This is a genomic window from Pseudomonas sp. AP19 (assembly GCF_001728855.1).
GTDB lineage: Bacteria > Pseudomonadota > Gammaproteobacteria > Pseudomonadales > Pseudomonadaceae > Aquipseudomonas > Aquipseudomonas fluorescens.
Map to the genome: position 1 here is coordinate 77,190 of NZ_LXJP01000025.1, position 21,896 is coordinate 99,085.

Here is a 21,896-nt window from a genome sequence, read left to right on the forward strand (position 1 = left end):
CTCAGCGAATCTTCTCTTCCACAAACCTGTCTTCGGGGAAGAAAGAAGCGATCTTGGTGATCGCGTTGGCCAGGAAAGGCCGAGGATTGGTGTAGTCAAAGCTGTAGCGGCCTGAGCCGTAATTCACGCCCCACACGCCTTTCCTCCCTCCCTTGGGTCGCCACCACATTTCCCCGGCGATCCGGGCTGCCTGTAGGCCTGTCATGCTCGGGTGACCGCGCTTTGGATCTTTCAAATCTTCAGCGACGAACACGCTGCCGTCTTTCCCGATCGCCCATATCAGGTTTTTCGTCTTTGGATTTTTGACGACCTGCGGGAATTTCCGCACCAAGGTACGCTCCTTGGCCAGCGGGTCGAATCGCTCGATCGCGGTATGGTTGGCGCCTTTCCCCTCAGCAGTGATTTCGCTTTTCTCCAACCGCTTGGGAGCGCGCAATTTGCCGTAGGTCGTGTTCAAGTAATTGGCGTAGTCCTGGTCTTGCTTGGCCAACACCTTCAAGAACGAGCTGTAGAAATGCTCAACATCGACGTACTGAGCATTGGCCTTCTGATCCCTGAACCACCTAAGGAACAGGGCACCGAACAACAAGTCGTGTTCATAAATCGCTGAGACAGCATCCCCCAAAGGCGTGTCCGTGGCATCGAGCAACACCTTCAACACCTTTCGATCTCCCCAGTACAGGTCAATGCTCCACTGGAGGCGGGCCATTGGTGCGGTGAGGACGCTCAACTTGTGTGCGTTCCAACGCTCGATGGCCTCGGCGGTCGCGACAGGGGTCTCGGCGCCGGCATCAAGGGTGTCGCCTACTTCATAGCCAATGGGTCGACCGGTAATCTCATCCCGAACCTGAGAAATGGACGCCAGCTTGATCGAGTGCCAACATTTCTCAGGCTTGAGTGTTGATTCCTCGCAGATGCCCACCATCCAACGTTCGAGGTGGCTGAGGATGGTTTCTGCAGTCCCGTACGCATACTTGAAGTCGAGACGGGCCTTTTTGTCAGCCGGAACGATACCGAGGTCAGGTACCAGGATTTCATGTGGCGGCAACCAGTCTTGTGCTTTTTCGCTCCACTGACTGAATTCCAACGCCCAGCGCTCGCAAAGCAACGCCTTCACCTCTTCAGTGGCCACAGAGCCAATGTCTTCTTGAGCCTTGATGAATGCTTGCGCAGGGACAATTTTCGCCCGCGCATAAGGGCCTAAACGGTCATCGTGAACGTAGAGCCATTCTTTGCCGTCTCGGAAGTCATATCCCACCAGCGTCACCGCATGGCCACCTTTCAAGCACATCGGTTGGCAAGTCGAAGTCGTCATTGCGAGCTTCAGTTCTTCGCGCTCGGTTTCGTCGAGCTCATCGAACTCCCCCAACACCTCCAGCGCTTCAGCTTCCTTCATCTGCTTGTCAGCAGCCGTGCTGCTTTCCGGCCCGTACACGACGCCTGCCAGAATGATCGGCAAGTCACTGTCGATATGCGAAGAGGCGTAGCTGTGGAACCAGCCCTGGGTTTCAGTAGTGAGTGTGGTGGAATGGTACCGAAAGCCCTGAACGTCGAGCGATCGCTGGATCTGTTTGTGTGTGAGGTGCTTGTTCGGGAAACCGTTGTGCGAGCCATCCACAAAATTGAGTGCAGCGGTGGTGATCTCACTGCACGATGGGACAGACTTCACATCACGCCCTGGCAGCGCATGCAGCGCAGCCCAGATCGCAGTGGTCGCGCAGGCGGCGACGACCTTGTCCTGCTCCTGGAAAGCAATCGAATTCACATGCAGCTTGATGCCGAACAGATTGACGTCATAGCGCTTGGCAATTTTTTTCTTCGTGCCTGGCCCGGTGCCGTGATCACCGGCAATGCGTAGGCATGTCTTGCCGATGAAGGTCTTTTCGAGCGGTTTGATCACCACAAAGCCGAGGTAATTGTCCTGCAGCGAAGCCCGGGACAGGTCTTGGCGCGCGCTGTCGATCATCATGCGATCAAGCGATTTATGGTCAAGCTTGCAGCTGAAAAAATGAAGCCGCCCGCAGACCTGACCGTCGTTACGGAAACGCTTCAGATAGTAGCGCGAATAGTCTTCTAGGAAGTCACGATCGGTGTACCGAGGCTGAAGCAGGATCGACTTGGCACCGATGTGACAGAGGTAGTTGTAGAGGTACTTCACCTGCTCTTTGTCAAAGATCTGCAGGTATTCGTAGCCAAAGCATTCGCGAATCAGGGCGCTCAGCGTTTCGGCCTGAAATTCCGTGACGAGGTATGGAGTCATTGTTCTATGCGCAAAAAAAAGCAGCCACGAGGGGCTGCTTTCAGGTCAGAAAAACTCAGAGGCTGCAGGTACGAGCAAGCATCTCATCAGTCACGGCTTGGGCTTTGGCTTGCTTGGCTAGGATTCTGGTCATCACGAAGGTACGGGCTCGCGCTTTTCGTAGGCGCTCCTCTTCCGTCGCGCCCATGTGTTTCCTGGCCTTCTCATACAAAAGCTCAACGCTCATTTTTCTGTCCCCTTTTTGCCCACGTTCCCGGTGGTGCGGTCTTGCTGACTTACGGACTTTCTTACGTTAGACACTTACGACGCCGAAGCGGGTACAGCTCGCCATGGTTCGTGAGGGTGAGGATTATACGAATCCGCCATCAACAGCGTCAGCACCCCAAACAGATGTCCGACAGACGGCTTCACTCACTGCTTCGACTCAAAGCTTACGATTACGTTCATCTCAAGCACCTGCCATGCAGATACCTTTGCCACGTTTATTCCGGGTTCAGGAAGCGAAACGCCTCCGTCACTGCTGGGTGTTGATCGTGAATTCTGCGCCTTTCACGCAGCCGATTTGGAGCGGGATCAACCGGCGAAAATCGCCTAGTGAATTGAGTATGGCATAAAGGAATCATGCAAAGCGATACTCCTTTGTGACATGTCACACGATTCTTCATCCATTCGCTGCGGTGATTCGAGACTCGATTTTGGCGCTGATCAGCGGAAAAAACTTCGCCTAGATCGCTTCGATCTGAGCCTAGCTTAAGCATTCGGATTTGCACCCTCGGATCAGTTTTCGGATCGCAGCGCCCGTTGCTTGTGAGGCTTCATGCTTGCATTACGCCATCACGCCGAGCAAAATCCGCGACCGAAACGGAATTCTCAAGGTAGACGACATGTCTCTGTCCGGCATTTTCAGCTCGGCTCATCAACGCCGCAGCTTCCTGATCGCCAGCTGCACTCTGCTCGCCTTGTGCTTCCTGGCCATCCTGTGGATCGCAAGCATCCCGCAACCCTCTCCCGCACTAACTGCGTTCAACAGCTTCTTGACGTCTGTGGTGGCTAGTGGTGCGTTTGCGATTCTGTCCACGCTCTACATTTCGTTTTTCGTTGACCCGAATGAAGTCCAGAAAGCTGCGGTCGTTCTGCCTCAGGACATCTCGCAAAATCTTGATCGCATCGTTGCCGAATCCGTTGACTATCAGATCAGTGTGCGGACGGGTCGGCATTTTCGCGCAGACACCCTTCCGAAGCTCTTGGAGCAGGCAAAGAGACATCGCCAGCCGATCCGGATCGAAGCAATCTTGCTCGACTTCAGGGACGACGCGCTGTGCGAGCAGTACGCTCGTTTTCGGCAAAGCGCGACCTTCGACAGCAAGCTGTGGAGCGTGAATTACGTTAAGTCTGAAGTACTGGCGACCATCCTCACTATTGCCAGGGCCCAGATGGACTACCCCTCTCTGCTCATCGTGCATCTCTATCTAAGCAAGCGGCTGTCGACATTCCGGATCGAAGGGTCGTCTCAAGAGCTGATCATCACACGCGAAGACCCCAAAGACTTCGCCTACCGCTACCACCGCACCCATCGAGACTATGCGGCGTATGCGCATGAGCTGGGGTTGATCCGCAGAGAGGCCGCCAGCGTGGAGATACCTACCAAGGTCGCCCCCAGCGAGGTACTCCAGTCCATGTTTGGTTTGGGCATCATACCGTCGGACGTGGTGACGGCTGCGGAAGCTTCGGTAAAGGAAAGCTCCCCGTATGTCAGCTGATCTGGACTTTCTCAACCTCCATGATCTTGCCGGTCTCTCAAATGCTTTCATCAAGGATACCTTGAAAGCCTGGATCAACCAGAAGACCCCCAAATGCCTCAAGCATCCGCATGGCTTCTACGTCATGTTGCTCAAACGCTCGGACGTTGAGCAATGGCGCCTGCATCTCTGGCCCAACGGCGTACGCCAGATCACGGGAATGCCCGCTCGCATCCACCTGCACGATACGCATGTGAGCAGCAGAATACTGGTCGGCACGCTGACTAACATTCAGTACATCAGCACGCCCGTTACCGATGGATCTACTGCGGGCCACCCGGTGTACGAAGTGATCTATGAAGGGAATCGCTACCTTCAACAGACGGCGAATACCCTGCGTAAAACTCAGCTGCGTGAAGCGGTAGTCGAAACACATCGCCTTTGCCTTCAAGCCGGCGATACTTACCACATCCCACGCTATAGCCTCCATGAAGCCGAGGTCGCCGCCGAGGTTGCGACGTGTACTCTGGTTTGCATGCACGAGCGTGCGGACGGTGTAGTCAAGCTGATTGGCGTCGATGGATACCCCGAAGAGCTGTCCTTTGTGCGCAAAGAGCACGATGGATCGATCTTCCTCGACTACCTCTAGGCAGCCCTGGCCCCATCGACGCCAGTTCAGCATGCATGAGCGTTTCAGAGCCTCACGACGAATCACGTAATGGCCAGCGGAAAAAAGTTCGAAATTTTTGGGGCTCGCTGCAAGCCAAGCGGTATGCAGCTTGGGCTCTACGGCCAACAGGATATACACACATTATCCACAGGGCATGTGTGTCTTCAACGCTTGATAACCGCGCGAAAATCGCTCATCTTGTGGCTGCTGCGCCAAAAACACCCAAGATATGGTGTTTGCAGTACCGTATCCCTATACGGGAGGCAAGTTCAGCGAGTGGTCACGTTAGGTCGCCAAACGTTCCGTGACCCACCCGCTCTCAAAGCCATACGGTTAGTCAACCTGACTTGAGTGAACGCATTACATCGAATTGCGAACTGCCGCGTCAAATAAAGGTGACGCGTGGTTCGATGCGCTAGCGCTGAGTCGGGGCACTTAATCTCTGATCAGAAGGTAAGAATATGAGCTTTAACGCGAAACAAACCAGCAGTTCGATCGCCAGCCTGGCCTCGGCTGTATTGCTTGATTCTAAATCCTCGGCTTTGGCCAAGGAGCTGGCTGGCTCGGCGCTTTCTCAGGCCTCAACTACCAAGCAAACCAGCGCTCGGATGGAGGAGCTCGCCAGCAAAATTCTGGGTGAGTCGGGCCACAGCCAGATGGTGTTGAGCCTGGCCGGCTCCGTGCTCTCACAGGCGAACAAAGAGCGCTGAGTTCGGCGCTGGTAACCACGCCCCGCCCATGCGGGGCGTTTCTCTTTCTCTTGCGGAGACGCAGAACAAGAAAGCTCCGGAGCCCCTGACACTAATGGGGTTCCGCAGAAATGATGCAAGAGTTCAGCGACGCGGGCGAGTGGATGTCCGAACAGCAGCGATCGAGGTCGGGCAGAGAGGCCGACAGACTGATGACGATCAGGATCGTATCAACCCAATGGTCGACTAAGTGTCTCAACGGGACAAACTTAAAGCCCCAGGTCTGCCGCAAAACGCTGGTCGCGGATTGAAGCAGGGGCATGCCCATCGATTATCAGCTTCTGCTGCAGATGGCGTACGAGATGCCAAGCCAAAGGTTCACGGATTTCCAAGCAACCGTCGAGCTGATGGAAACCATTGGAGCGCTGTGTAACAAGGGCCTCTCGAAGCGCTGTAAAGCCATCAACGCCGATAACCGACCTGTGAACACGGATAGGATTATTCAGCCCAGGACGACGCTCGTAGGCGCTTAAAAGCGATAGAAGGATTACAGGGAGATCATCCCCATAGGCTTCGCAGGCAAGAGACCAGAGCTGGCCATCAGACAGTGGGGTCATAGGATCCGATGTCGGGCTCGCATTATCCATAAATTGGCAACATAACCCCAAGCGCGGCCAGAATTCAGGTGCACCCTGTAAACCAATTTTTTAACGTGTTAATCACAGGAGTTTACAGTGTAAAAATTTGGTTTACAGGCCAGAATTTTCAACGTGCGTATAGGGTCAGCAAATGCATTTCGTTAGAAATATGACGGGGGCGGACGTTTGCAGACGCCTGTTGTCCGAGACGGGTGGAATTTCAGACGGACTGATCCCAGCAAAAGAGCCCTATTGGTTTGACGTCAAAGCGTAAGCAGCAGCCTACGGCTGCAAAGTAAAGCGATTTCTCCTCCGCCCCCAGCCCCACCATTCCAACCTCAAATTCACCTTCAGTCCTCAAAACCGTGTGATCTAGAAGCCGTAAATATCAGATGTAAAAGCCGGCGAAATCCTGTGAGAAAAGCGGTGCCTGGGCCACTGCCGCTTTTATCTTGCTCTCAAATATAAGAACTCCGTCTCGCTTAAAAATTTTCAAGAGGGGGGGGTGAAAATAAAATGGACATTGCCGACGAACGGTAAATAAATTGCCTATTTGTCAATCTGAATTTTCACTCAAACATCCTCGAAAAACTATAAAAAAGGCTTTAAAGCAGGCGAAAACGCTAACATTTATGAAATTTCGATTCACCAAGTGCGAATTTTGATCGCCTACGACCGCGCCCAGTAGCAGATACAGTGGCCATGTCGATCATTTGTAACCGTCCGGCCAACTCACCTTCCTATCCACAATTGCTGGGACAAAAATCAGCAATCCTCCCTGGGTCAATTTTCAATCGGCAGGATGGGTCAGTTTTCAATCAGCGCCAACAATCAAACATCTTGCCTAGCCAAAAGGGCCTTCAGATCGCTTGCATGCAGCTGCTCTTGATGCCTATTGATACCATTGGCGCTGATGCTATAGGATCAGATCAGGAGATGGCATTCCTCCTTTAACGGCCTTCGTGCTGATGATGCCTACGTGAACCCTGGACAGGGTGCGTAGGTGCGCCTCCCTGTCCTCCATTTTAGGACAGGCTATGATCTTACCCTCCGAGTTTCCCTTTTCTTTCGGCGCGAGCCGCTTGCGAGTTAGTCCACTCAGGTCTGATGAGGTGGGCTCGCCATGCTGAAGTCATTAATGGTCATCGCCGTTGGTGCTTCACTTGGAGCCTGGTTGCGCTGGATATTGGGCATGAAACTGAATGCTCTGTTTCCTACGATTCCCCCAGGTACTGTGGTCGCGAACATGGTTGGGGGCTACATCATCGGCCTGGCCATCGCCTTCTTGGCCGCTTCTCCTACCCTCAGTCCAGAGTGGCGTCTCCTGATCATCACGGGTTTCTGTGGTGGGCTTACCACCTTCTCTACATTTTCAGCCGAAACGGTTGCCTTGATTCAGGAGGGCAGACTGGTCTGGGCGCTTGGCTCAATTTCGTTGCACGTTGCAGGCTCGTTAGCGATGACCGCTGCCGGGCTTCTGTCCTACCAAATGATTGGTACTCGCTGAGGAGATAGAAATGAAAGGCTATATGGTCGTTTTCTTCACCCAACAAAACCGTCGTTATCAGGGAAAGATGCTAGGCGATTGGATCGTCGACGTGGCTAAAGAAATGGGGTTGCGAGGCGCCACGCTCTGCACCGGAATCGAAGGGTTTGGGCACACAGGAAAACTGCATTCATCGCACTTTTTTGAGCTGGCGGATCAACCCACGGAGATTCGCTTGGCCATCACGGAAGATGAGGCAGAACGATTGTTCAAACGATTGGACTCTGAGGAAATATCGGTGTTTTTCACCAAGACGCCAATCGAGATGGGCACCCTTGGAAAAACGCCCTCCAGCTCAACACCCTCCACAACTTCGGAGCTGTGAACATGAGCTACGCGGACATCCCAGCTGGCAACGCCCTCCCCGATGACTTTTTCACCGTTATCGAGATTCCTGCAAACCACTCGCCGATCAAGTACGAGGTGGACAAGTCGAGCGGACAAATTTTCGTTGACCGCTTTCTCAGTACACCGATGTTCTATCCGGCCAACTACGGGTTTATCCCGAACACGCTGAGCGACGATGGCGATCCGCTGGACGTCCTGGTGGTTTGTCCATATCCCGTCTCACCTGGAGTTGTCATCCGCAGTCGCCCGGTTGGTGTGATGTACATGACTGACGAAGCCGGAGCCGATGCCAAGGTGATCGCAGTGCCTCATGAAAAACTCAGCTCCATGTACATCGACGTAAAGGAGTGCTCAGACCTCCCTGCGTTACTCCTCGCACAGATCCAGCACTTCTTCGAAAACTACAAAGCATTGGAACCGGGTAAGTGGGTGAAGATGGGCCGCTGGGGCAGCGCCGATGAAGCGCGGGAAGAGATTCGCAAGTCGGTAGCTGCGTATATCCCCAAATAGACTTACGCCAGATTCAAATGCCTGTGTCGGAGGATCGCGCTGAGGTTCCTGCATTATGCTGGGCCTCAGTTGCTCCGATCATCAAATATCCGGGGAAACATATGCTGGGAATGAAGGAGCGATGTTGACTCGCCCATCCCCGTCAACGGCTGATTTGCACCAGCAACTCCGCAGCAACTTTTTTCAGCATGAAAGTTTCGCGCTGAATGGACTGCCCCATCGATGAGTCCTGACGCTGCATCACGGCTTCATTGTGCGATATGGCCTCATGTAGGTTGATCCAGACAGGCCGCATACCATTAGCGATTTCGTGGCTTTCCATTCTCACGGGCTCTAGCTGTGGCGCTACTTCGCATTGATAAAAATGCGATGTCATGTGCATCAGATCGTACTGTGGCTTCCAGTAGGGCCGGTACTCCTCGATGTAACCGTAGTGCTGGAGCACCTGTATTTCACGGGCACCAGTCTCTTCCTCAAGCTCGCGCTTCAGACCTGTGGCAATGTCCTCGTCACCATCAAGACCGCCACCAGGAAAGCTGAAGTCGTTATAGCGCTCTGTGAACAGCAGCAGAATCTGTTCACCCCACATCACGATGCCGCGTGCTGCATGTCGACGGAATACTCTGCCCTGCTTGGATTTCAGCTCGGGGTGAACAATTTCAGTTAGTGAGTTGCATGTGGTCTCGTTACGGCAAGATCAGTTAGTCATCGTCCAAGGTGGCCACGGCATTTCCGCAGTTCTGGAAATACTGTGGCCAGTGGAACTGGCTCAGCGAAGCAGTAATACGGGTGAAGTGGATGTTCGCAGCATCGTCGTGGTCGTGCTGCCTACCAGAAACTGCCTAATGCGTGAGTGCCCGTACGCCCCCATGACCAAGAGGTCAATGCCGTGCTCTGCCTGATATGCATGGAGTACCGACTCCACTTCGCCTGGGCGGATCTCGGCATGCACCAGCGAGCCAGAAGAGGCAAATGTGGCTCGTGCTTTCTCCAGCTCGTTCTGATTTTCTTCGGAGTCCGTACCAGCCATGACGATATGAATTGGCAGGCCTTCGCACAGCGGGCTTGAAGCAAGCATCTGTACGGTCTTGTGTCCTGTAGCGCTGCCGTCAAATGCCACCATGACCGTTTCAGGTTTCCTGAAATGGCTGGTTGTAATGAGGATGGGGTGGTGGATAGTTCGGACTACCGCTTCAATCTGGCTGCCAAGACCTTGGGCACTGCGCGTGCTGTCCTCACCGACTCTTCCAATCACCAGTAACCGAATATCGTCTTGGAGATTGCTCAGGCTCTCGACGAGATGGCCATGGCGCTGCTTCATATCAGGTGACATGGCTCCAGAGTGGACTGTTCGCTCGCGAGCTTTTTCAAGCATGTGCTGCCCATGTTCCAAGGCCAGTTTTGCCCGCTGCGCATCCAGCGTGGCCAACTCTTCCAGTAGATGTTCTCTGCTACCGAGACCGATATTGCCGCTGAGGTCAGCGGATGCAGGATATTTCTCCTTATCCAGCACATGAAGCAAGGTCAGGGGAGCGCTGAGTCGTTGCGAGGCCCATGCTGCGTAATCGCAGACCGCCAATGAGGATTGTGAGTTATCAATGCATGCCATTACGTGGGTCATTGTCGTTCTCCTTAGTGGCCCATGAGCTTGTCGATGGCACCGGGCTTGTCATGCACACCGAAGCGGTCAACGATTGTTGCGCTGGCTTCATTGAGACCGAGCACTTCAACCTCAGCGCCTTCGCGTCGGAACTTGATCACGACCTTATCCAGCGCTGCGACGGCGGTGATGTCCCAGAAATGCGCCTGTGTGAGATCGATGGTGACCTTGTTGAGCGCTTCCTTGAAGTCAAAAACCTCAGTGAACTTGTCCGCAGAGCTAAAGAACACCTGGCCCACGACGTAGTAAGTCCGATGCGATTTCGTCTCTTCCAGAGTGCTCTTGATATCCAGGTAATGCCCAACCTTATTGGCAAAGAACAGCGAAGCCAGCAGCACACCTACCAGTACGCCGTAGGCTAGGTTGTGAGTGGCCACGACGACCACGACGGTCACCACCATGACGAGGTTGGTCGACAGCGGATGCTCTTTCAGATTACGCAAAGAATCCCAGCTAAAGGTGCCGATGGACACCATGATCATCACAGCCACGAGTGCCGCCATAGGGATTTTGGAGAGCCATTCGCCAAGAAATACCACCATCAGCAGCAGGAAAACGCCGGCACACAATGTCGAGAGACGGGTGCGGCCACCAGATTTAACGTTGATGATCGACTGGCCGATCATGGCGCAACCGGCCATGCCGCCAAGCATACCGGCAGCGATGTTGGCCACACCCTGGCCTTTGCACTCGCGGTTTTTGTTGCTGGTGGTATCGGTAAGGTCGTCGACGATGGTCGCGGTCATCATTGATTCGAGTAGACCCACTACTGCCAACGCAGCCGAATACGGGAAAATGATGCGCAGGGTTTCAAAATTCAGCGGAACTTCAGGCCAGAGGAAGATCGGGAGCGTATCAGGCAGTTGGCCCATGTCACCGACGGTGCGGATATCCAAACCGAGGTAAATGGCGATGGCCGTCAGCGTCAGAATGCACACCAATGGAGAGGGAATCAGCTTGCCGATTTTCGGCACATACGGAAACAGGTAGATGATTCCCAGGCCCGCAGCGGTCATGGCATAGACATGCCAGGTGACATTCGTAAGTTCCGGCAACTGCGCCATGAAAATCAGGATCGCCAATGCGTTTACAAAACCGGTGACTACCGACCGTGAAACGAACCGCATCAACGAGCCAAGCTTCAGGTAGCCGGCAAGGATTTGAAGTACGCCACACAGTAGAGTCGCGGCCAGCAGGTACTGGAGTCCATGCTCTTTTACCAGCGTCACCATGAGCAGTGCCATGGCGCCGGTAGCCGCCGAGATCATTCCCGGGCGCCCGCCGACAAAGGCGATGACAGCACAGATACAGAAGGAGGCGTAGAGACCGACTTTGGGATCTACCCCGGCGATGATGGAAAAGGCGATTGCTTCCGGGATCAGCGCGAGTGCGACTACCAGCCCCGCGAGCACGTCGGCACGGACGTTAGAAAACCACGTTTGTCTAAGTTTTTGCAGCATAGAAATATCCAAGGCAAAGCATCGCGCACGCCAAGGGAATGGCGAGCGAGTCGATACAAATTCAAATTTTGAGGATTTTTTTGCTGTGCGCTTAAGGTGTAAAACCAGGCGTACAGCAGTGCGCACCCGCGAGCGAGGCTAGCGGAAGCAGGTTGTTGCGAGGGGGCGTAGCGCTAAGGCGGCGTAGGCTGCCAGTAGATCGTTTGGAGTACAGTCATGCTGATGTTCCTGTAGCTCAAGGGTATGCAGAGCCGGCAGTATACAGCAAATCAACCCTTGATCGGGACTCAGTGTCAAGCCCCACGAAAATTTAATGCTGAAGGAGAGGTAGCTGAAGAGTTGGTTTTTTAGCAAAGTCTAATTTGTAGATACGGCTCTGTTACGTGTGGCAATGGTGAAAGCCGTAAGCATCTCGCGAGACCCGCTTAGAACTCGAACTGGTTTTCGCTGAGGTTGGTACATCATTATGAAACCAAGTTCTGATCCACTCGCAGGGCTAGCCGCGTATGCCTAAGGAAGGCCATCGTTTAGCCTATATACCGTTTGCTCCAAAGTATTTGGTTTTGTGCAGCAATCATTTTGGGAGTGATGAATATTGTCAGCCGAAAGTAGTGTAAAGGCCGTCACGACTGACTCCCCTTGGGCGGTTTTTCTGGTGTTTCTGCGCCTAGGGCTCACCTCCTTCGGAGGCCCGATTGCACATCTAGCTTACTTTCGCGAAGAATTTGTCGCTCGACGCCAATGGCTGAGCGAGCGTAGCTATGGGGATTTGATTGCTCTGTGCCAGTTCTTGCCGGGGCCCGCCAGTAGCCAGGTTGGAATAGGTTTAGGACTATCTCGTGCTGGGGTTCCTGGAGCAGTAGCTGCGTGGGCAGGCTTCACATTGCCTTCGGCAATAATCCTGGTTTTATTCGCTCAGGGTATGTCCTCGTGGGGAGGGGCGCTTCCGAGCGGTCTTTTACATGGTCTTAAAATTGTCGCGGTGGCTGTCGTTGCTCAAGCCGTCTGGGGAATGGGCCGCAGTCTTTGCACTGATGCCCCTCGAATAACCGTCGCCGTGTTTGCTGCCTATGCTGCACTGCTTTGGCCGCATGCCTGGGGGCAGATCGGCGTGATTTTCTTCGGCGCTGTCATAGGAATGATGCTCTTCAAAACCGATGAAAGCCAAACTACGGAGTCTTTGCCCATATCGGTGAGCAGAAAAGTCGGCGTGGTGTTGTTGCTGCTGTTCTTCGGCCTTTTAGCTGGCCTGCCATTACTGATTCAAGTGTGGCCCTCTCAAGCGTTAGCTGTGGTAAATGCCTTTTTCCGTACTGGGTCATTAGTTTTTGGAGGTGGGCACGTCGTGCTGCCGCTGCTTCAATCAGCTACCGTGCCGAACGGATGGGTAGCCAATGACACATTTCTTGCCGGATATGGTTTAGCACAGGCCGTACCGGGCCCGCTTTTTACCTTCGCAGCATTTCTTGGCGCGTCCATGAATGCCCAACCTTCTGGTTGGCTCGGGGCTACCGCGTGCGTCCTAGCAATTTTTGCCCCTTCTTTCCTGCTCGTAATCGGCGTTTTGCCATTCTGGGAGCAACTGCGGAAAAGCTTACGCACCCAAGCTGCACTTTCAGGCGTAAACGCAGCAGTTGTGGGCCTTCTTCTGGCGGCCTTGTATAACCCTGTCTGGACGAGTGCCATATTCACTCCTACAGACTTTGGCTTGACGCTGATAGCTCTCGTGGCCTTGATGTTCTGGAAGGCTCCTCCATGGTTGGTAGTCTTGGCTGGAGGCCTCTTCGGATGGTTACTCAGCAGTGTATTTTGAGGCCGGCTAAACGATACCGTCAGGACGAGTTGCTTCGCGCACGATTACAGTGTGCTGAGCTGTTGATGCAGCCGATGGATTTGATGAGCCTAAGGGGCAGAACTGAGAGCATGTATTGCGGCCCTAATTTCGCGATAAACCTTCTGTGGTCTTGAGCTAGGACTATACGAAAGACAAGCCCCCAAGTGAGGTACACAGATTTCAGGCCGCTCTTTTTTCTAATGGCCTAATGGCGAAAGCTGACCAGGAAAAGGTAGTGTTCAAATTCTTACTCATGGACGTCCTACATGCCTGTCACAATTCGCGCTGCAGTGGTGGCAGATGCACAAGCTATCCAGTGCATTTACGCTCAGATAGTTTCGACAACGGCGATCTCGTTCGAAGAGATCCCGCCAAGCGCTGAGGAAATAGCTCAGCGAATAGCCACCACACTTCAAACATATCCCTACCTTGTGGCCGAAGAAGATGGGGAGGTCAAGGGCTATGCCTATGCAAGCCAGCACCGCGCACGCCCGGCCTACCGATGGGCAGTTGACGTGACGGTATACATAGCTGAATCGGCTCGCCGTCAGGGTGTTGGCCGTGAGCTCTATGAGACCTTGCTTCCGATTCTTGAGAAGCAGAGATTTCGCGCAGCGTACGCCGGAATTGCACAGCCCAATGAAGGAAGTGTGGGCCTGCATGAGTCGCTGGGGTTCGTCCACATCGGCACATATCCGGAGGTAGGCTTCAAGCTTGGGAAATGGCACGACGTCGGCTACTGGCGACTCGGGCTGTGTCCGGCAACTCCTCCACTGGAGCCTATTCTCTTTCCTTAGCTTGAAGTCGCATCACAGTAGGCACACTCGATTTGCGTCGCGAGACATCAGGGTTCGCTAGTGAGATAGCTTTGGACTTGGTTGACTACATCCCGAGCGGTGCGGGTTACTCCGATCAATGTCGCAGAGGCGAGCCCCGTCCAATCGCCGTAACCCACCAGCCACAAATTGGGTGACGCAACACTTCGATTTTCGTCCACAGCCACTTTACCGTCCAGGCCTACAACGCCCAGGCTGCTCAGGTGGTCGAGCGCGGGAGAAAATCCCGTGCACCAGATGACAACGTCCAACTTTGTTTCGTCTCCTGATGACCACACAACGCCTGTCGAAGTGAAGTGCGTGAATGGCCGTACCGCTCTCAATACACCGCGTTCACGAGCGTCTTTCACCGATGACACCATTACGATGTCGCCCAACCCTCCAGCGGGCTGCTCAGGCTCCACACCATCCTGTTGCGCCTTCAATCGAGCTGTAGCTCGTTCGAACAGGACGCGCCCATCAACCTCATCAGGTAGAAACTTTGGGACTTCTTGAGTTACCCAGGTTGCCTGAGCCACTTTGGAAACCTCGGCGTAAATCTGGGCTCCCGAGTTGCCACCACCGACGACAAGGACAGTTTTCCCCTCAAACTCATCCGGCCCAACGTAATGAGCGGAATGAAGCTGCTGCCCTAAAAACAACTCCTGTCCGGGATAGCTTGGGATAAATGAGCGGCTCCAGGTGCCTGTTGCACTGATAACCGCTTTGGCCTCCCAGGCTCTGTCCTCGGAGACAACCCGTAATCCGTCTTCGATTTTCTCGACACGGTTTACCCGCGTGGATCGGATGATGGGAAAGTCATATCGACGCTCGTACAGAGTTAGATAGTCGATAACATCGTCCAGCCCAGGAGTCCCCTCGGATACTGCTGGCATGGGCCAGCCGGCAATTGAGCTCCAAGCAGACGGCGAGAATAGTCGGAGAGAATCCCACCCATGCCGCCAGGCCCCTCCCGGTGCTGACTCGGCGTCGAGTAATACATAGGAAAGGCCTGTACGCCTCAAGAAATAGGCTACGGTGAGCGCGGATTGGCCACCGCCAATGACCACTACATCAAATTTCGAGTTTTGATTCACCAGCATCCCCCCAGGCCCATCTGCTTTACATCGGTTTAAACCCTGCGGCCATTCTCATCAATGACGACTTGTCCGTCTTCTTTGACGAAGCTGCCGCGCTGCTCTTGCGGCAGAAGGTCGAGGACTGCCTCTGACGGTCGACACAAGCGTGTGCCCAAGGGCGTCACGACGATGGGGCGATTGATCAGGATGGGGTGAGCCATCATGGCATCGATGAGCTGATCATCAGTAAGTGACGTATCGCCCAGTCCCAACTCCTCGTAAGGAGTGCCTTTGATGCGAAGCAGGGCCCGCACCTCAATACCCATATCCTTGATCAACCTGACAAGCGTGGTGCGGTCAGGTGGGGTCTGTAGGTACTCGATAACAGTCGGCTCTTCTCCGCTGTTGCGGATCAGCTCCAAGGTGTTGCGAGAGGTGCCACATTGCGGGTTGTGATAGATCGTGATCTGGCTCATACAGTTTCCTCGCACTGACGTTAGATGGAGCGCTGGTTGACGCGTTTGGAAAGCTCTTCGGCGGACTCTTTGCGCTCGGAGTACCGATCAACCAAATAATCCTGGCGATCCCGCAACAGCAGGGTGAACTTCATCAGCTCTTCCATCACGTCCACGAGTCGGTCGTAGTACGAGGACGGCTTCATACGACCTGCCTCGTCGAACTCGGTAAATGCCTTGGCCACCGAAGATTGGTTTGGGATGGTGAACATCCGCATCCATCGGCCCAGTACGCGCAGCTGATTGACCACGTTGAAAGATTGCGAGCCGCCGCAGACCTGCATCACTGCAAGGGTTTTGCCTTGCGTAGGCCGTACAGCGCCCATCGCCAGCGGTACCCAGTCAATTTGGGCTTTGAATACTGCGCTCATGGAGCCGTGACGCTCAGGGGAGCACCACACCTGCCCCTCAGACCATTGCATCAGCTCGCGCAGCTCAGCGACCTTGGGATGTGTATCGGGAGCGTCATCCGGCAGCGGGAGACCTGATGGGTCAAAGATCTTGGTTTCGGCGCCAAACTCTTCCAACAAGCGGGCTGCTTCCTGAGTCACCAGCCGGCTGAAAGAGCGCTCTCGCGTCGATCCGTACAAAAGCAGAATTCGAGGCTTATGGAGCGAAGGCGTACGAGGTGCCAGTTGCTCCAACGAAGGAATGTCGATCAGGTCGGCGTGAACGTTCGGCAATGTCTCTTGCATATAAACTCCTACGGCGGCGCCTGGTTGGGTGCCGCCTCGGTTGATCTTTAAAGCGAACCGATGCGGTTCAGTTCAGCTTTCAACTGGTCAGTGCTGATGGTCTTCAGTGGCAGCGCAAGAAATGCGCTCACGCGCTCGTGAATTTTGGCGAGTGTGGTTTCAAACGCAGCGGTGATCTCGGCTTCCGACCCGCTAGCCTCAGACGGGTCGGCCAGCCCCCAATGCGCCTTCAAAGCTGGCCCGAAGAAGATTGGGCATGCCTCACCTGCAGCCCGGTCACAGACAGTGATCACGATGTCTGGCGGCGAGCCTTCAAAAGCGTCCGAAGCCTTGCTGCTTAAGCCCGCAGTAGAGATACCCGCCGCCTCCAGTGTCTGCAGTGCCCTTTGATTCACCCGGCCACTGGGAAAGCTCCCCGAGCTGACCGCTTCTACGCCTTCAGGCGCCAGGTGATTGAACAGCGCCTCGGACAGAATGCTGCGGCAGCTGTTGTGGGTGCACATGAACAAGACTTTCATCAGAAGATTCCTTGATTCAGAAACTGAGGCGCAATGCCAGGGCAGACAAGGTGGCGACGAGGATAGGCAGGGTCAGCACGATCCCAGTCTTGAAGTAGTAACCCCAGCTGATCTTGATGTCCTTCTTGGCCAGCACATGCAGCCACAGCAGCGTGGCCAGACTGCCAATTGGAGTGATCTTCGGGCCTAGATCGCAGCCAATGATGTTGGCGTACACCATCGCTTGCTGTACGACGCCATCAACTTCGGCGGCATGAATGGATAAGGCGCCAACCAGAACCGTAGGCATGTTATTCATGATCGAAGACAGCAATGCTGTTAGCAGCCCTGTACCCAGGGACGCGCCCCAAACGCCATAACCGGCGAACACGTTCAGGATCTGCGCGATGTGGTCGGTCAGGCCCGCGTTCTTCAAGCCATAGACGACCAGATACATACCCAAGGAAAAAATCACCACTTGCCATGGGGCCTCTTTGAGCACCTTGCTTGTGTTGATGGCGTGACCACGAGCCGCGATGACATAGAGAATGAACGCACAGACCGCTGCAATGGCGCTGATTGGCACCCCCAATGGCTCAATGACAAAGAAGCCGATCAGGAGTAGTGCCAGCACCCACCAGCCGGCTACAAACGTGGCCCGGTCGTGGATTGCCTCGTCCGGATTGTTCAGTTGGTTGAGGTCATAGGTCTTTGGTAAATCTTTGCGGAAAAACCACAGCAGCATGGCTAATGTCGCTGCCACGCTGACGATGTTTACCGGCACCATGATCGAAGCATATTCGTTGAAGCCGATATCGAAGTAGTCGGCAGAAACGATGTTGACCAGGTTGGAAACCACCAGCGGTAAGCTCGCCGTGTCGGCGATAAAACCGGCTGCCATGACGAATGCCAAAGTAGCCGCAGGAGAAAAACGCAACGCCAGCAACATCGCGATCACAATGGGTGTGAGGATCAATGCTGCTCCGTCATTGGCGAACAGGGCCGACACCGCTGCGCCAAGCAGGACGATAAATGCGAACAGCTTGCGGGTGCTTCCGCCTCCCCATCGGGCCACATGCAGCGCAGCCCATTTAAAAAAGCCTGCCTCATCAAGCAGCAAACTGATGATGATGACCGCGATGAAAGTTCCGGTAGCATTCCAGACGATGCGCCAGACCTCGGGTATGTCTGCAAGAGTAACGACGCCTGCCAGCAACGCCACGATGGCACCCAACGTGGCACTCCAACCAACTCCGAGCCCTTTAGGCTGCCAGATGACGAGCACGATGGTGGCGATAAATATCAATACGGCAATCAGCATTTCGTTAATCCGGTTGGGCGTGAATCAGCTGCACACGGCCTGGTTGATCGGACGGTCGTTCATACCGCACAGGCGTTTAGTATCGGTTTCCAGCCATTGCTGATTGGCGTCTACGACTTCTTTCAAAACCGCAGTTACCCACGCAGGCAAATCGGGGTTCAGGCGGTAGTACACCCACTGACCTTGCCGGCGATCCATCAACAAACCAGCAGAACGCAGCAGGGCCAAATGACGAGAAATCTTCGGCTGGTTCAGGTCGAGTGCCGCCGTCAGCTCGCAGACACACAGCTCGCCTTCGCTCACGACGAGCAGGGAAATTTTGGCTCGGGTGTCATCCGCCAAGCACTTGAATAACGTGGTGGGGTTCATGGGTTCTGTCATAGATCCTCCAGGTGTTTGGTCTTGACCAAAACGAAGAGCTTGATGCGCTCGTGGATGTCGTGGAGCGTGTGGCGAAATGCACCGGGATCATCGCTCGTTACTGGGTCAGGAAAGTCCCAGGCAATGACTTCACCTGCACTGGGCATTGGTAGGCACTCGCTGGCGGATTTATCGCAAAGAGTGATTACGTAATCGAATCGATCAGCTTGAAACTCGCTGATGGACTTGCTTCGCAGGCCCGTCGCATCGACTCCAACTGCCTCCAACGCCTGAATCGTGCGCGTATCAACCTCAGACGGTTGGGATCCTCCGCTGAAGGCCTCGAAGCGCGGGTCGGTGTGACGCAGCAAAGCCTCTGCAAGCTGGGAGCGGGCTGAGTTGGCAACGCACACGAAAAGCACTTTGATAGCAGGGGTCATGACTAGACTCGATGCATATGGAAAATCGAATATACGCTTTGGCAGATATTCGGTAAAGCGAATATGATGACTACGGCTTCGGCTTGGGCCGTAACAGTCCATGCAAAGCGGCACAAAGGAGATGAAAGGATGGAGTGGGAGATGATGATCCAGGCAACGGAAATAGCCGGTGGGCAATGGCAGCGCTTTCGCGATGCACTGAAATCTGCTGACCTTCCATCAGACGATATTGATCTTCCTGGCCGAACCTTTTTTGAGTTCACGCTGGACAGTGAGACGGTCGCATGGGGAGGATTCGAAACGCATGGTACGAACGGGTTGCTGCGCTCTCTGGTCGTGGAGCCCGCATACAGATCGAAAGGGGTTGGAGCTGAAATGCTTCGAGTCATTGAAGCGATAGCCGCCGGGCAGGGAATCGCTCGATTTCATTTGCTGACAACAACTGCATCAGGCTTTTTTGAACGGCAGGGCTACGCACTGAACCAGCGAGGCTCTGCGCCGTCTCTGATCTCACAGACGGAGCAGTTTAGGGGGCTTTGCCCTGGCTCGGCTTGCTACATGTGCAAGGCGTTACCATTCGACAATGGCTGATAGTCTGCCCATCCGATAGCCTGGGAGGTAGTGCCCAGTTTCGACCGATCCTTTACATGTGCGCGTACATGCACATATAGTCGCTACATGACCTTATTACTGAACCGAACCCAGGCAATCGAGGCCGCCATAGAGTCGCTGGACGGTGCATTCTTCAAAGCCCTCTGTGAGCCACCGCGAATCGCAGTGCTGAAGCGCGTAATGCTACTAGGCCGTGCTGATGTCACTGAAATTGCGGCTGACTTACCTCAAGAGCGTTCGGTTGTGTCTCGCCACCTTCAGGTGCTACTAGAGGCGGGGATCGTTAGAGCCACTAAGATAGGGCGCCAGATGTTCTATGAAGTGGACGGCCCAGCCATTATCAAGCGTCTAGAGGCCATCCTCATCCACACCAAAAGCATCGTTCCACTGTGCTGTCCAGGCGAAAAGGTCTGAGCCTTTTTTTGCATAAATACGTGCATGAGTGCGCATACATGAACATAAGCAGTCAGATGTTGGATGTTATTGTCATTGGTGCTGGCCAAGCAGGGTTGGCTACCGGTTGGCACCTGAAGCAGCACGGCCTCAATTTCCGCATTTTTGATGAGCAATCGCAGCCTGGGGGGGAACTGGCGTAATTACTACGATAGCCTTGAATTGTTCTCGCCAGCAGCATATTCCTCTCTTCCGGGGCTTCCATTTCCTGGAGCAGCAGGCCACTACCCTTCTCGGGATGAAGTAGTGCGTTATCTGGAAGGTTATGCCGACTTCTTCCGGTTACCTATCCTTCAAGGGATTAGGGTCGCGAACGTAGGTCAGGAAGGCGAAGGATTTCGGATCACTGCAGCGAACGGACAAAGCTTTTGTGCGAGAGCGGTGGTCGTGGCCTCAGGAGCCTTCAGTCGTCCCTACGTACCCGATATCCCTGGGCTCAAGAACTTCAGCGGCACTCAGCTTCACAGTGCTCATTATCGGAATGCAGAAGCATTTAGTGGGCAACGCATCGTCGTAGTTGGCGCTGCTAACTCGGCTGTACAAATCGCTTACGATTTATCCAAAGTTGCAACCGTGACTCTGGCCACGCGAGAGGCGATTCGATTCGCGCCACAACGGATATTAGGAGCAGATTTTCATACTTGGTTGAAATGGACAGGCCTAGAGAAAACTAAGTGGCTAAACGATCAAAGCACGCCTGTACTGGACGACGGTACGTACAGAAAGGCTCTGAGATCCGGACGCTTCAATCAAGCAGCAATGTTCTCCGAGGTCACTTCAACAGGCGTTATTTGGGCCGAAGGGCAGCATGAAACCGTTGATAGCCTGATTTTTGCCACTGGCTATCGTCCGAACCTGCCATTTCTCCAAGGCCTTCCAGTAATGGATGAGCAGGGACGAGTGGCGCAGCGCGACGGGCGAGCCGTTCATGTTCCAGGCTTGTACTTTGTAGGCTTGCCCAAACAACGCAACTTCGCTTCTGCAACCCTACGAGGAGTGGGGCCTGATGCCGAACAAATACTTCGGTATTTGCTAAAGCGAGTTCGTAAGTTAGAAGCCGCCCCGACGCTCGTAACGCAAAACTGAGCCGCTGGCGTCCGAAAAAACAAGAGTCCGTAGCTAGTGAAAAACCTAGAAAGCAGCCAACGACCTATCAACCGATTCAAGCTTGTGTGGGCATTAGGCATCGCACAAATCCTTGCTTGGAGTTCGACCTATTACCTGCCAGCAGTTCTTGCAACACCAATCACCAAAGAAACAGGATGGTCAGTTACGAGCGTAGTGATTGGATTATCTTGGGGACTGCTGGTCGCAGGAGCTTGCTCGCCCATGGTGGGACGATGGATCGATCAAAGTGGGGGACGCCCCGTGTTGGCAGCTAGCTCGTTATTTTTGGCGATGGGTATGCTGTTGATGGGCTTAGCCAGTCACTTGGCCGTTTATTACCTAGCATGGACGCTGATCGGCGCGGGCATGGCTGCTGGCCTTTATGACGCAGCGTTTTCGACTCTCGGACGACTACTTGGCGACCACGCACGTGCCTCGATGACTGGTCTAACCTTGCTAGGTGGGTTTGCCAGCACCTTAGGCTGGCCACTGATCGCAGGCCTAGAGCACCAGATCGGGTGGAGGTACAGTTGCTTTGCCTTAGCCGCAATGCACCTGGTAGTTGGACTACCAATCCATCTTCTGACAATTCCCAGCGAGAAAGGCCCCCCAGCCGAATCTGCACCTCTTACAAGTCCCTCGTCCATT

25 protein-coding genes and 1 riboswitch are annotated in these 21,896 nt (G+C 54.2%); of the genes, 13 read left to right on the top strand and 12 right to left on the bottom strand.

Annotation, left to right across the window (positions count from 1 at the left end):
- Position 1: 1 nt before the first annotated feature.
- Positions 2 to 2,260 (bottom strand): hypothetical protein, encoded by a 2,259-nt coding sequence (locus tag A7D21_RS18330; RefSeq protein WP_069552306.1) that lies wholly within the window; start codon positions 2,258 to 2,260, stop codon positions 2 to 4.
- Between the two features lie 821 nt (positions 2,261 to 3,081).
- Here A7D21_RS18330 and A7D21_RS18335 point away from each other — a divergent pair.
- From A7D21_RS18335 to A7D21_RS18345, 3 genes are all read left to right on the top strand, one after another.
- Positions 3,082 to 4,020: a hypothetical protein gene (locus A7D21_RS18335; protein WP_141718235.1), complete on the top strand. Its 939-nt coding sequence runs from the start codon at positions 3,082 to 3,084 to the stop codon at positions 4,018 to 4,020.
- Positions 4,010 to 4,648 carry a hypothetical protein gene (locus A7D21_RS18340; protein WP_058410832.1) on the top strand — a complete coding sequence of 213 codons (639 nt, stop codon included), beginning with the start codon at positions 4,010 to 4,012 and terminating at the stop codon, positions 4,646 to 4,648. Before A7D21_RS18335 ends, A7D21_RS18340 begins: the two co-directional genes overlap by 11 nt.
- A gap of 482 nt (positions 4,649 to 5,130) precedes the next feature.
- Positions 5,131 to 5,379 carry a hypothetical protein gene (locus A7D21_RS18345; RefSeq protein ID WP_058410833.1) on the top strand — a complete coding sequence of 83 codons (249 nt, stop codon included), beginning with the start codon at positions 5,131 to 5,133 and terminating at the stop codon, positions 5,377 to 5,379.
- A gap of 248 nt (positions 5,380 to 5,627) precedes the next feature.
- On the opposite strand, the gene A7D21_RS35405 is transcribed toward A7D21_RS18345, so the two are convergent.
- A complete protein-coding gene (locus A7D21_RS35405) occupies positions 5,628 to 5,975 on the bottom strand; it encodes a hypothetical protein (protein ID WP_141718236.1) in 348 nt (115 codons plus the stop codon).
- Positions 5,976 to 6,919: 944 nt separating this feature from the next.
- A riboswitch (Fluoride riboswitch) is annotated at positions 6,920 to 6,981 on the top strand.
- Between the two features lie 138 nt (positions 6,982 to 7,119).
- Here A7D21_RS35405 and crcB point away from each other — a divergent pair.
- Genes crcB through ppa form a run of 3 tightly spaced genes read left to right on the top strand, consistent with a single transcriptional unit; the run spans position 7,120 to position 8,400 of the window.
- Positions 7,120 to 7,503 (top strand): fluoride efflux transporter CrcB, encoded by a 384-nt coding sequence (gene crcB / locus A7D21_RS18360; protein ID WP_017337059.1) that lies wholly within the window; start codon positions 7,120 to 7,122, stop codon positions 7,501 to 7,503.
- 10 nt (positions 7,504 to 7,513) lie between these two features.
- A complete protein-coding gene (locus A7D21_RS18365) occupies positions 7,514 to 7,867 on the top strand; it encodes a DUF190 domain-containing protein (protein WP_058410836.1) in 354 nt (117 codons plus the stop codon).
- 2 nt (positions 7,868 to 7,869) lie between these two features.
- A complete protein-coding gene (gene ppa, locus A7D21_RS18370; protein ID WP_058410837.1) occupies positions 7,870 to 8,400 on the top strand; it encodes an inorganic diphosphatase in 531 nt (176 codons plus the stop codon).
- 142 nt (positions 8,401 to 8,542) lie between these two features.
- Here the strand turns inward: ppa and A7D21_RS18375 are convergent, their stop codons facing one another.
- From A7D21_RS18375 to A7D21_RS18385, 3 genes are all read right to left on the bottom strand, one after another.
- A complete protein-coding gene (locus tag A7D21_RS18375; RefSeq protein WP_153426187.1) occupies positions 8,543 to 9,043 on the bottom strand; it encodes an NUDIX hydrolase in 501 nt (166 codons plus the stop codon).
- A 126-nt stretch (positions 9,044 to 9,169) separates the two neighbouring features.
- Positions 9,170 to 10,021 carry a universal stress protein gene (locus A7D21_RS18380; RefSeq protein WP_058410839.1) on the bottom strand — a complete coding sequence of 284 codons (852 nt, stop codon included), beginning with the start codon at positions 10,019 to 10,021 and terminating at the stop codon, positions 9,170 to 9,172.
- A gap of 11 nt (positions 10,022 to 10,032) precedes the next feature.
- On the bottom strand, positions 10,033 to 11,520 hold the full coding sequence (locus A7D21_RS18385; RefSeq protein ID WP_058410840.1) for a SulP family inorganic anion transporter: 1,488 nt from the start codon (positions 11,518 to 11,520) through the stop codon (positions 10,033 to 10,035).
- Positions 11,521 to 12,112: 592 nt separating this feature from the next.
- On the opposite strand from A7D21_RS18385, the gene chrA reads away from it, so the two are divergent.
- Complete coding sequence (gene chrA, locus A7D21_RS18390) at positions 12,113 to 13,333, top strand: chromate efflux transporter (RefSeq protein WP_058410841.1); 1,221 nt, start codon at positions 12,113 to 12,115, stop codon at positions 13,331 to 13,333.
- Between the two features lie 287 nt (positions 13,334 to 13,620).
- Positions 13,621 to 14,151, top strand: coding sequence for an arsinothricin resistance N-acetyltransferase ArsN1 family B (locus A7D21_RS18395; RefSeq protein WP_033902846.1), 531 nt, complete (start codon positions 13,621 to 13,623; stop codon positions 14,149 to 14,151).
- Between the two features lie 47 nt (positions 14,152 to 14,198).
- Here A7D21_RS18395 and A7D21_RS18400 read toward each other — a convergent pair whose 3' ends face one another.
- The 7 genes from A7D21_RS18400 to A7D21_RS18430 are packed head-to-tail and all read right to left on the bottom strand — an operon-like array spanning position 14,199 to position 19,076.
- Positions 14,199 to 15,272: an ArsO family NAD(P)H-dependent flavin-containing monooxygenase gene (locus A7D21_RS18400; protein WP_058410999.1), complete on the bottom strand. Its 1,074-nt coding sequence runs from the start codon at positions 15,270 to 15,272 to the stop codon at positions 14,199 to 14,201.
- Positions 15,273 to 15,301: 29 nt separating this feature from the next.
- Positions 15,302 to 15,724, bottom strand: a complete 423-nt coding sequence (arsC, locus tag A7D21_RS18405) for an arsenate reductase (glutaredoxin) (RefSeq protein WP_058410998.1) — start codon at positions 15,722 to 15,724, stop codon at positions 15,302 to 15,304.
- A 20-nt stretch (positions 15,725 to 15,744) separates the two neighbouring features.
- Positions 15,745 to 16,458, bottom strand: a complete 714-nt coding sequence (arsH, locus tag A7D21_RS18410) for an arsenical resistance protein ArsH (RefSeq protein WP_033902849.1) — start codon at positions 16,456 to 16,458, stop codon at positions 15,745 to 15,747.
- A gap of 47 nt (positions 16,459 to 16,505) precedes the next feature.
- Positions 16,506 to 16,976 (bottom strand): arsenate reductase ArsC, encoded by a 471-nt coding sequence (locus tag A7D21_RS18415; protein ID WP_033902850.1) that lies wholly within the window; start codon positions 16,974 to 16,976, stop codon positions 16,506 to 16,508.
- A gap of 16 nt (positions 16,977 to 16,992) precedes the next feature.
- Positions 16,993 to 18,276: an arsenic transporter gene (locus A7D21_RS18420; protein ID WP_032856859.1), complete on the bottom strand. Its 1,284-nt coding sequence runs from the start codon at positions 18,274 to 18,276 to the stop codon at positions 16,993 to 16,995.
- A gap of 24 nt (positions 18,277 to 18,300) precedes the next feature.
- A complete protein-coding gene (locus A7D21_RS18425) occupies positions 18,301 to 18,657 on the bottom strand; it encodes a metalloregulator ArsR/SmtB family transcription factor (protein ID WP_058410997.1) in 357 nt (118 codons plus the stop codon).
- Complete coding sequence (locus tag A7D21_RS18430; RefSeq protein ID WP_058410996.1) at positions 18,654 to 19,076, bottom strand: arsenate reductase ArsC; 423 nt, start codon at positions 19,074 to 19,076, stop codon at positions 18,654 to 18,656. Before A7D21_RS18430 ends, A7D21_RS18425 begins: the two co-directional genes overlap by 4 nt.
- Positions 19,077 to 19,205: 129 nt before the next feature.
- On the opposite strand from A7D21_RS18430, the gene arsN2 reads away from it, so the two are divergent.
- The 5 genes from arsN2 to A7D21_RS34475 all read left to right on the top strand — a co-directional run.
- Positions 19,206 to 19,667, top strand: a complete 462-nt coding sequence (gene arsN2 / locus A7D21_RS18435; protein WP_058410995.1) for an arsenic resistance N-acetyltransferase ArsN2 — start codon at positions 19,206 to 19,208, stop codon at positions 19,665 to 19,667.
- A gap of 87 nt (positions 19,668 to 19,754) precedes the next feature.
- Entirely contained in the window at positions 19,755 to 20,102 is a 348-nt protein-coding gene (locus A7D21_RS18440) for a helix-turn-helix transcriptional regulator (protein ID WP_069552307.1), read from the top strand.
- A gap of 38 nt (positions 20,103 to 20,140) precedes the next feature.
- The gene (locus A7D21_RS36270; RefSeq protein WP_236713098.1) at positions 20,141 to 20,284 is read left to right on the top strand and encodes an FAD-dependent oxidoreductase; all 144 of its coding nucleotides are present in this window, start codon (positions 20,141 to 20,143) and stop codon (positions 20,282 to 20,284) included.
- On the top strand, positions 20,250 to 21,227 hold the full coding sequence (locus A7D21_RS18445; RefSeq protein WP_256556259.1) for an NAD(P)/FAD-dependent oxidoreductase: 978 nt from the start codon (positions 20,250 to 20,252) through the stop codon (positions 21,225 to 21,227). Before A7D21_RS36270 ends, A7D21_RS18445 begins: the two co-directional genes overlap by 35 nt.
- A gap of 84 nt (positions 21,228 to 21,311) precedes the next feature.
- Positions 21,312 to 21,896, top strand: a 585-nt coding sequence (locus A7D21_RS34475; protein WP_371859227.1) for an MFS transporter, incomplete at its 3' end; no start/stop codon positions are given.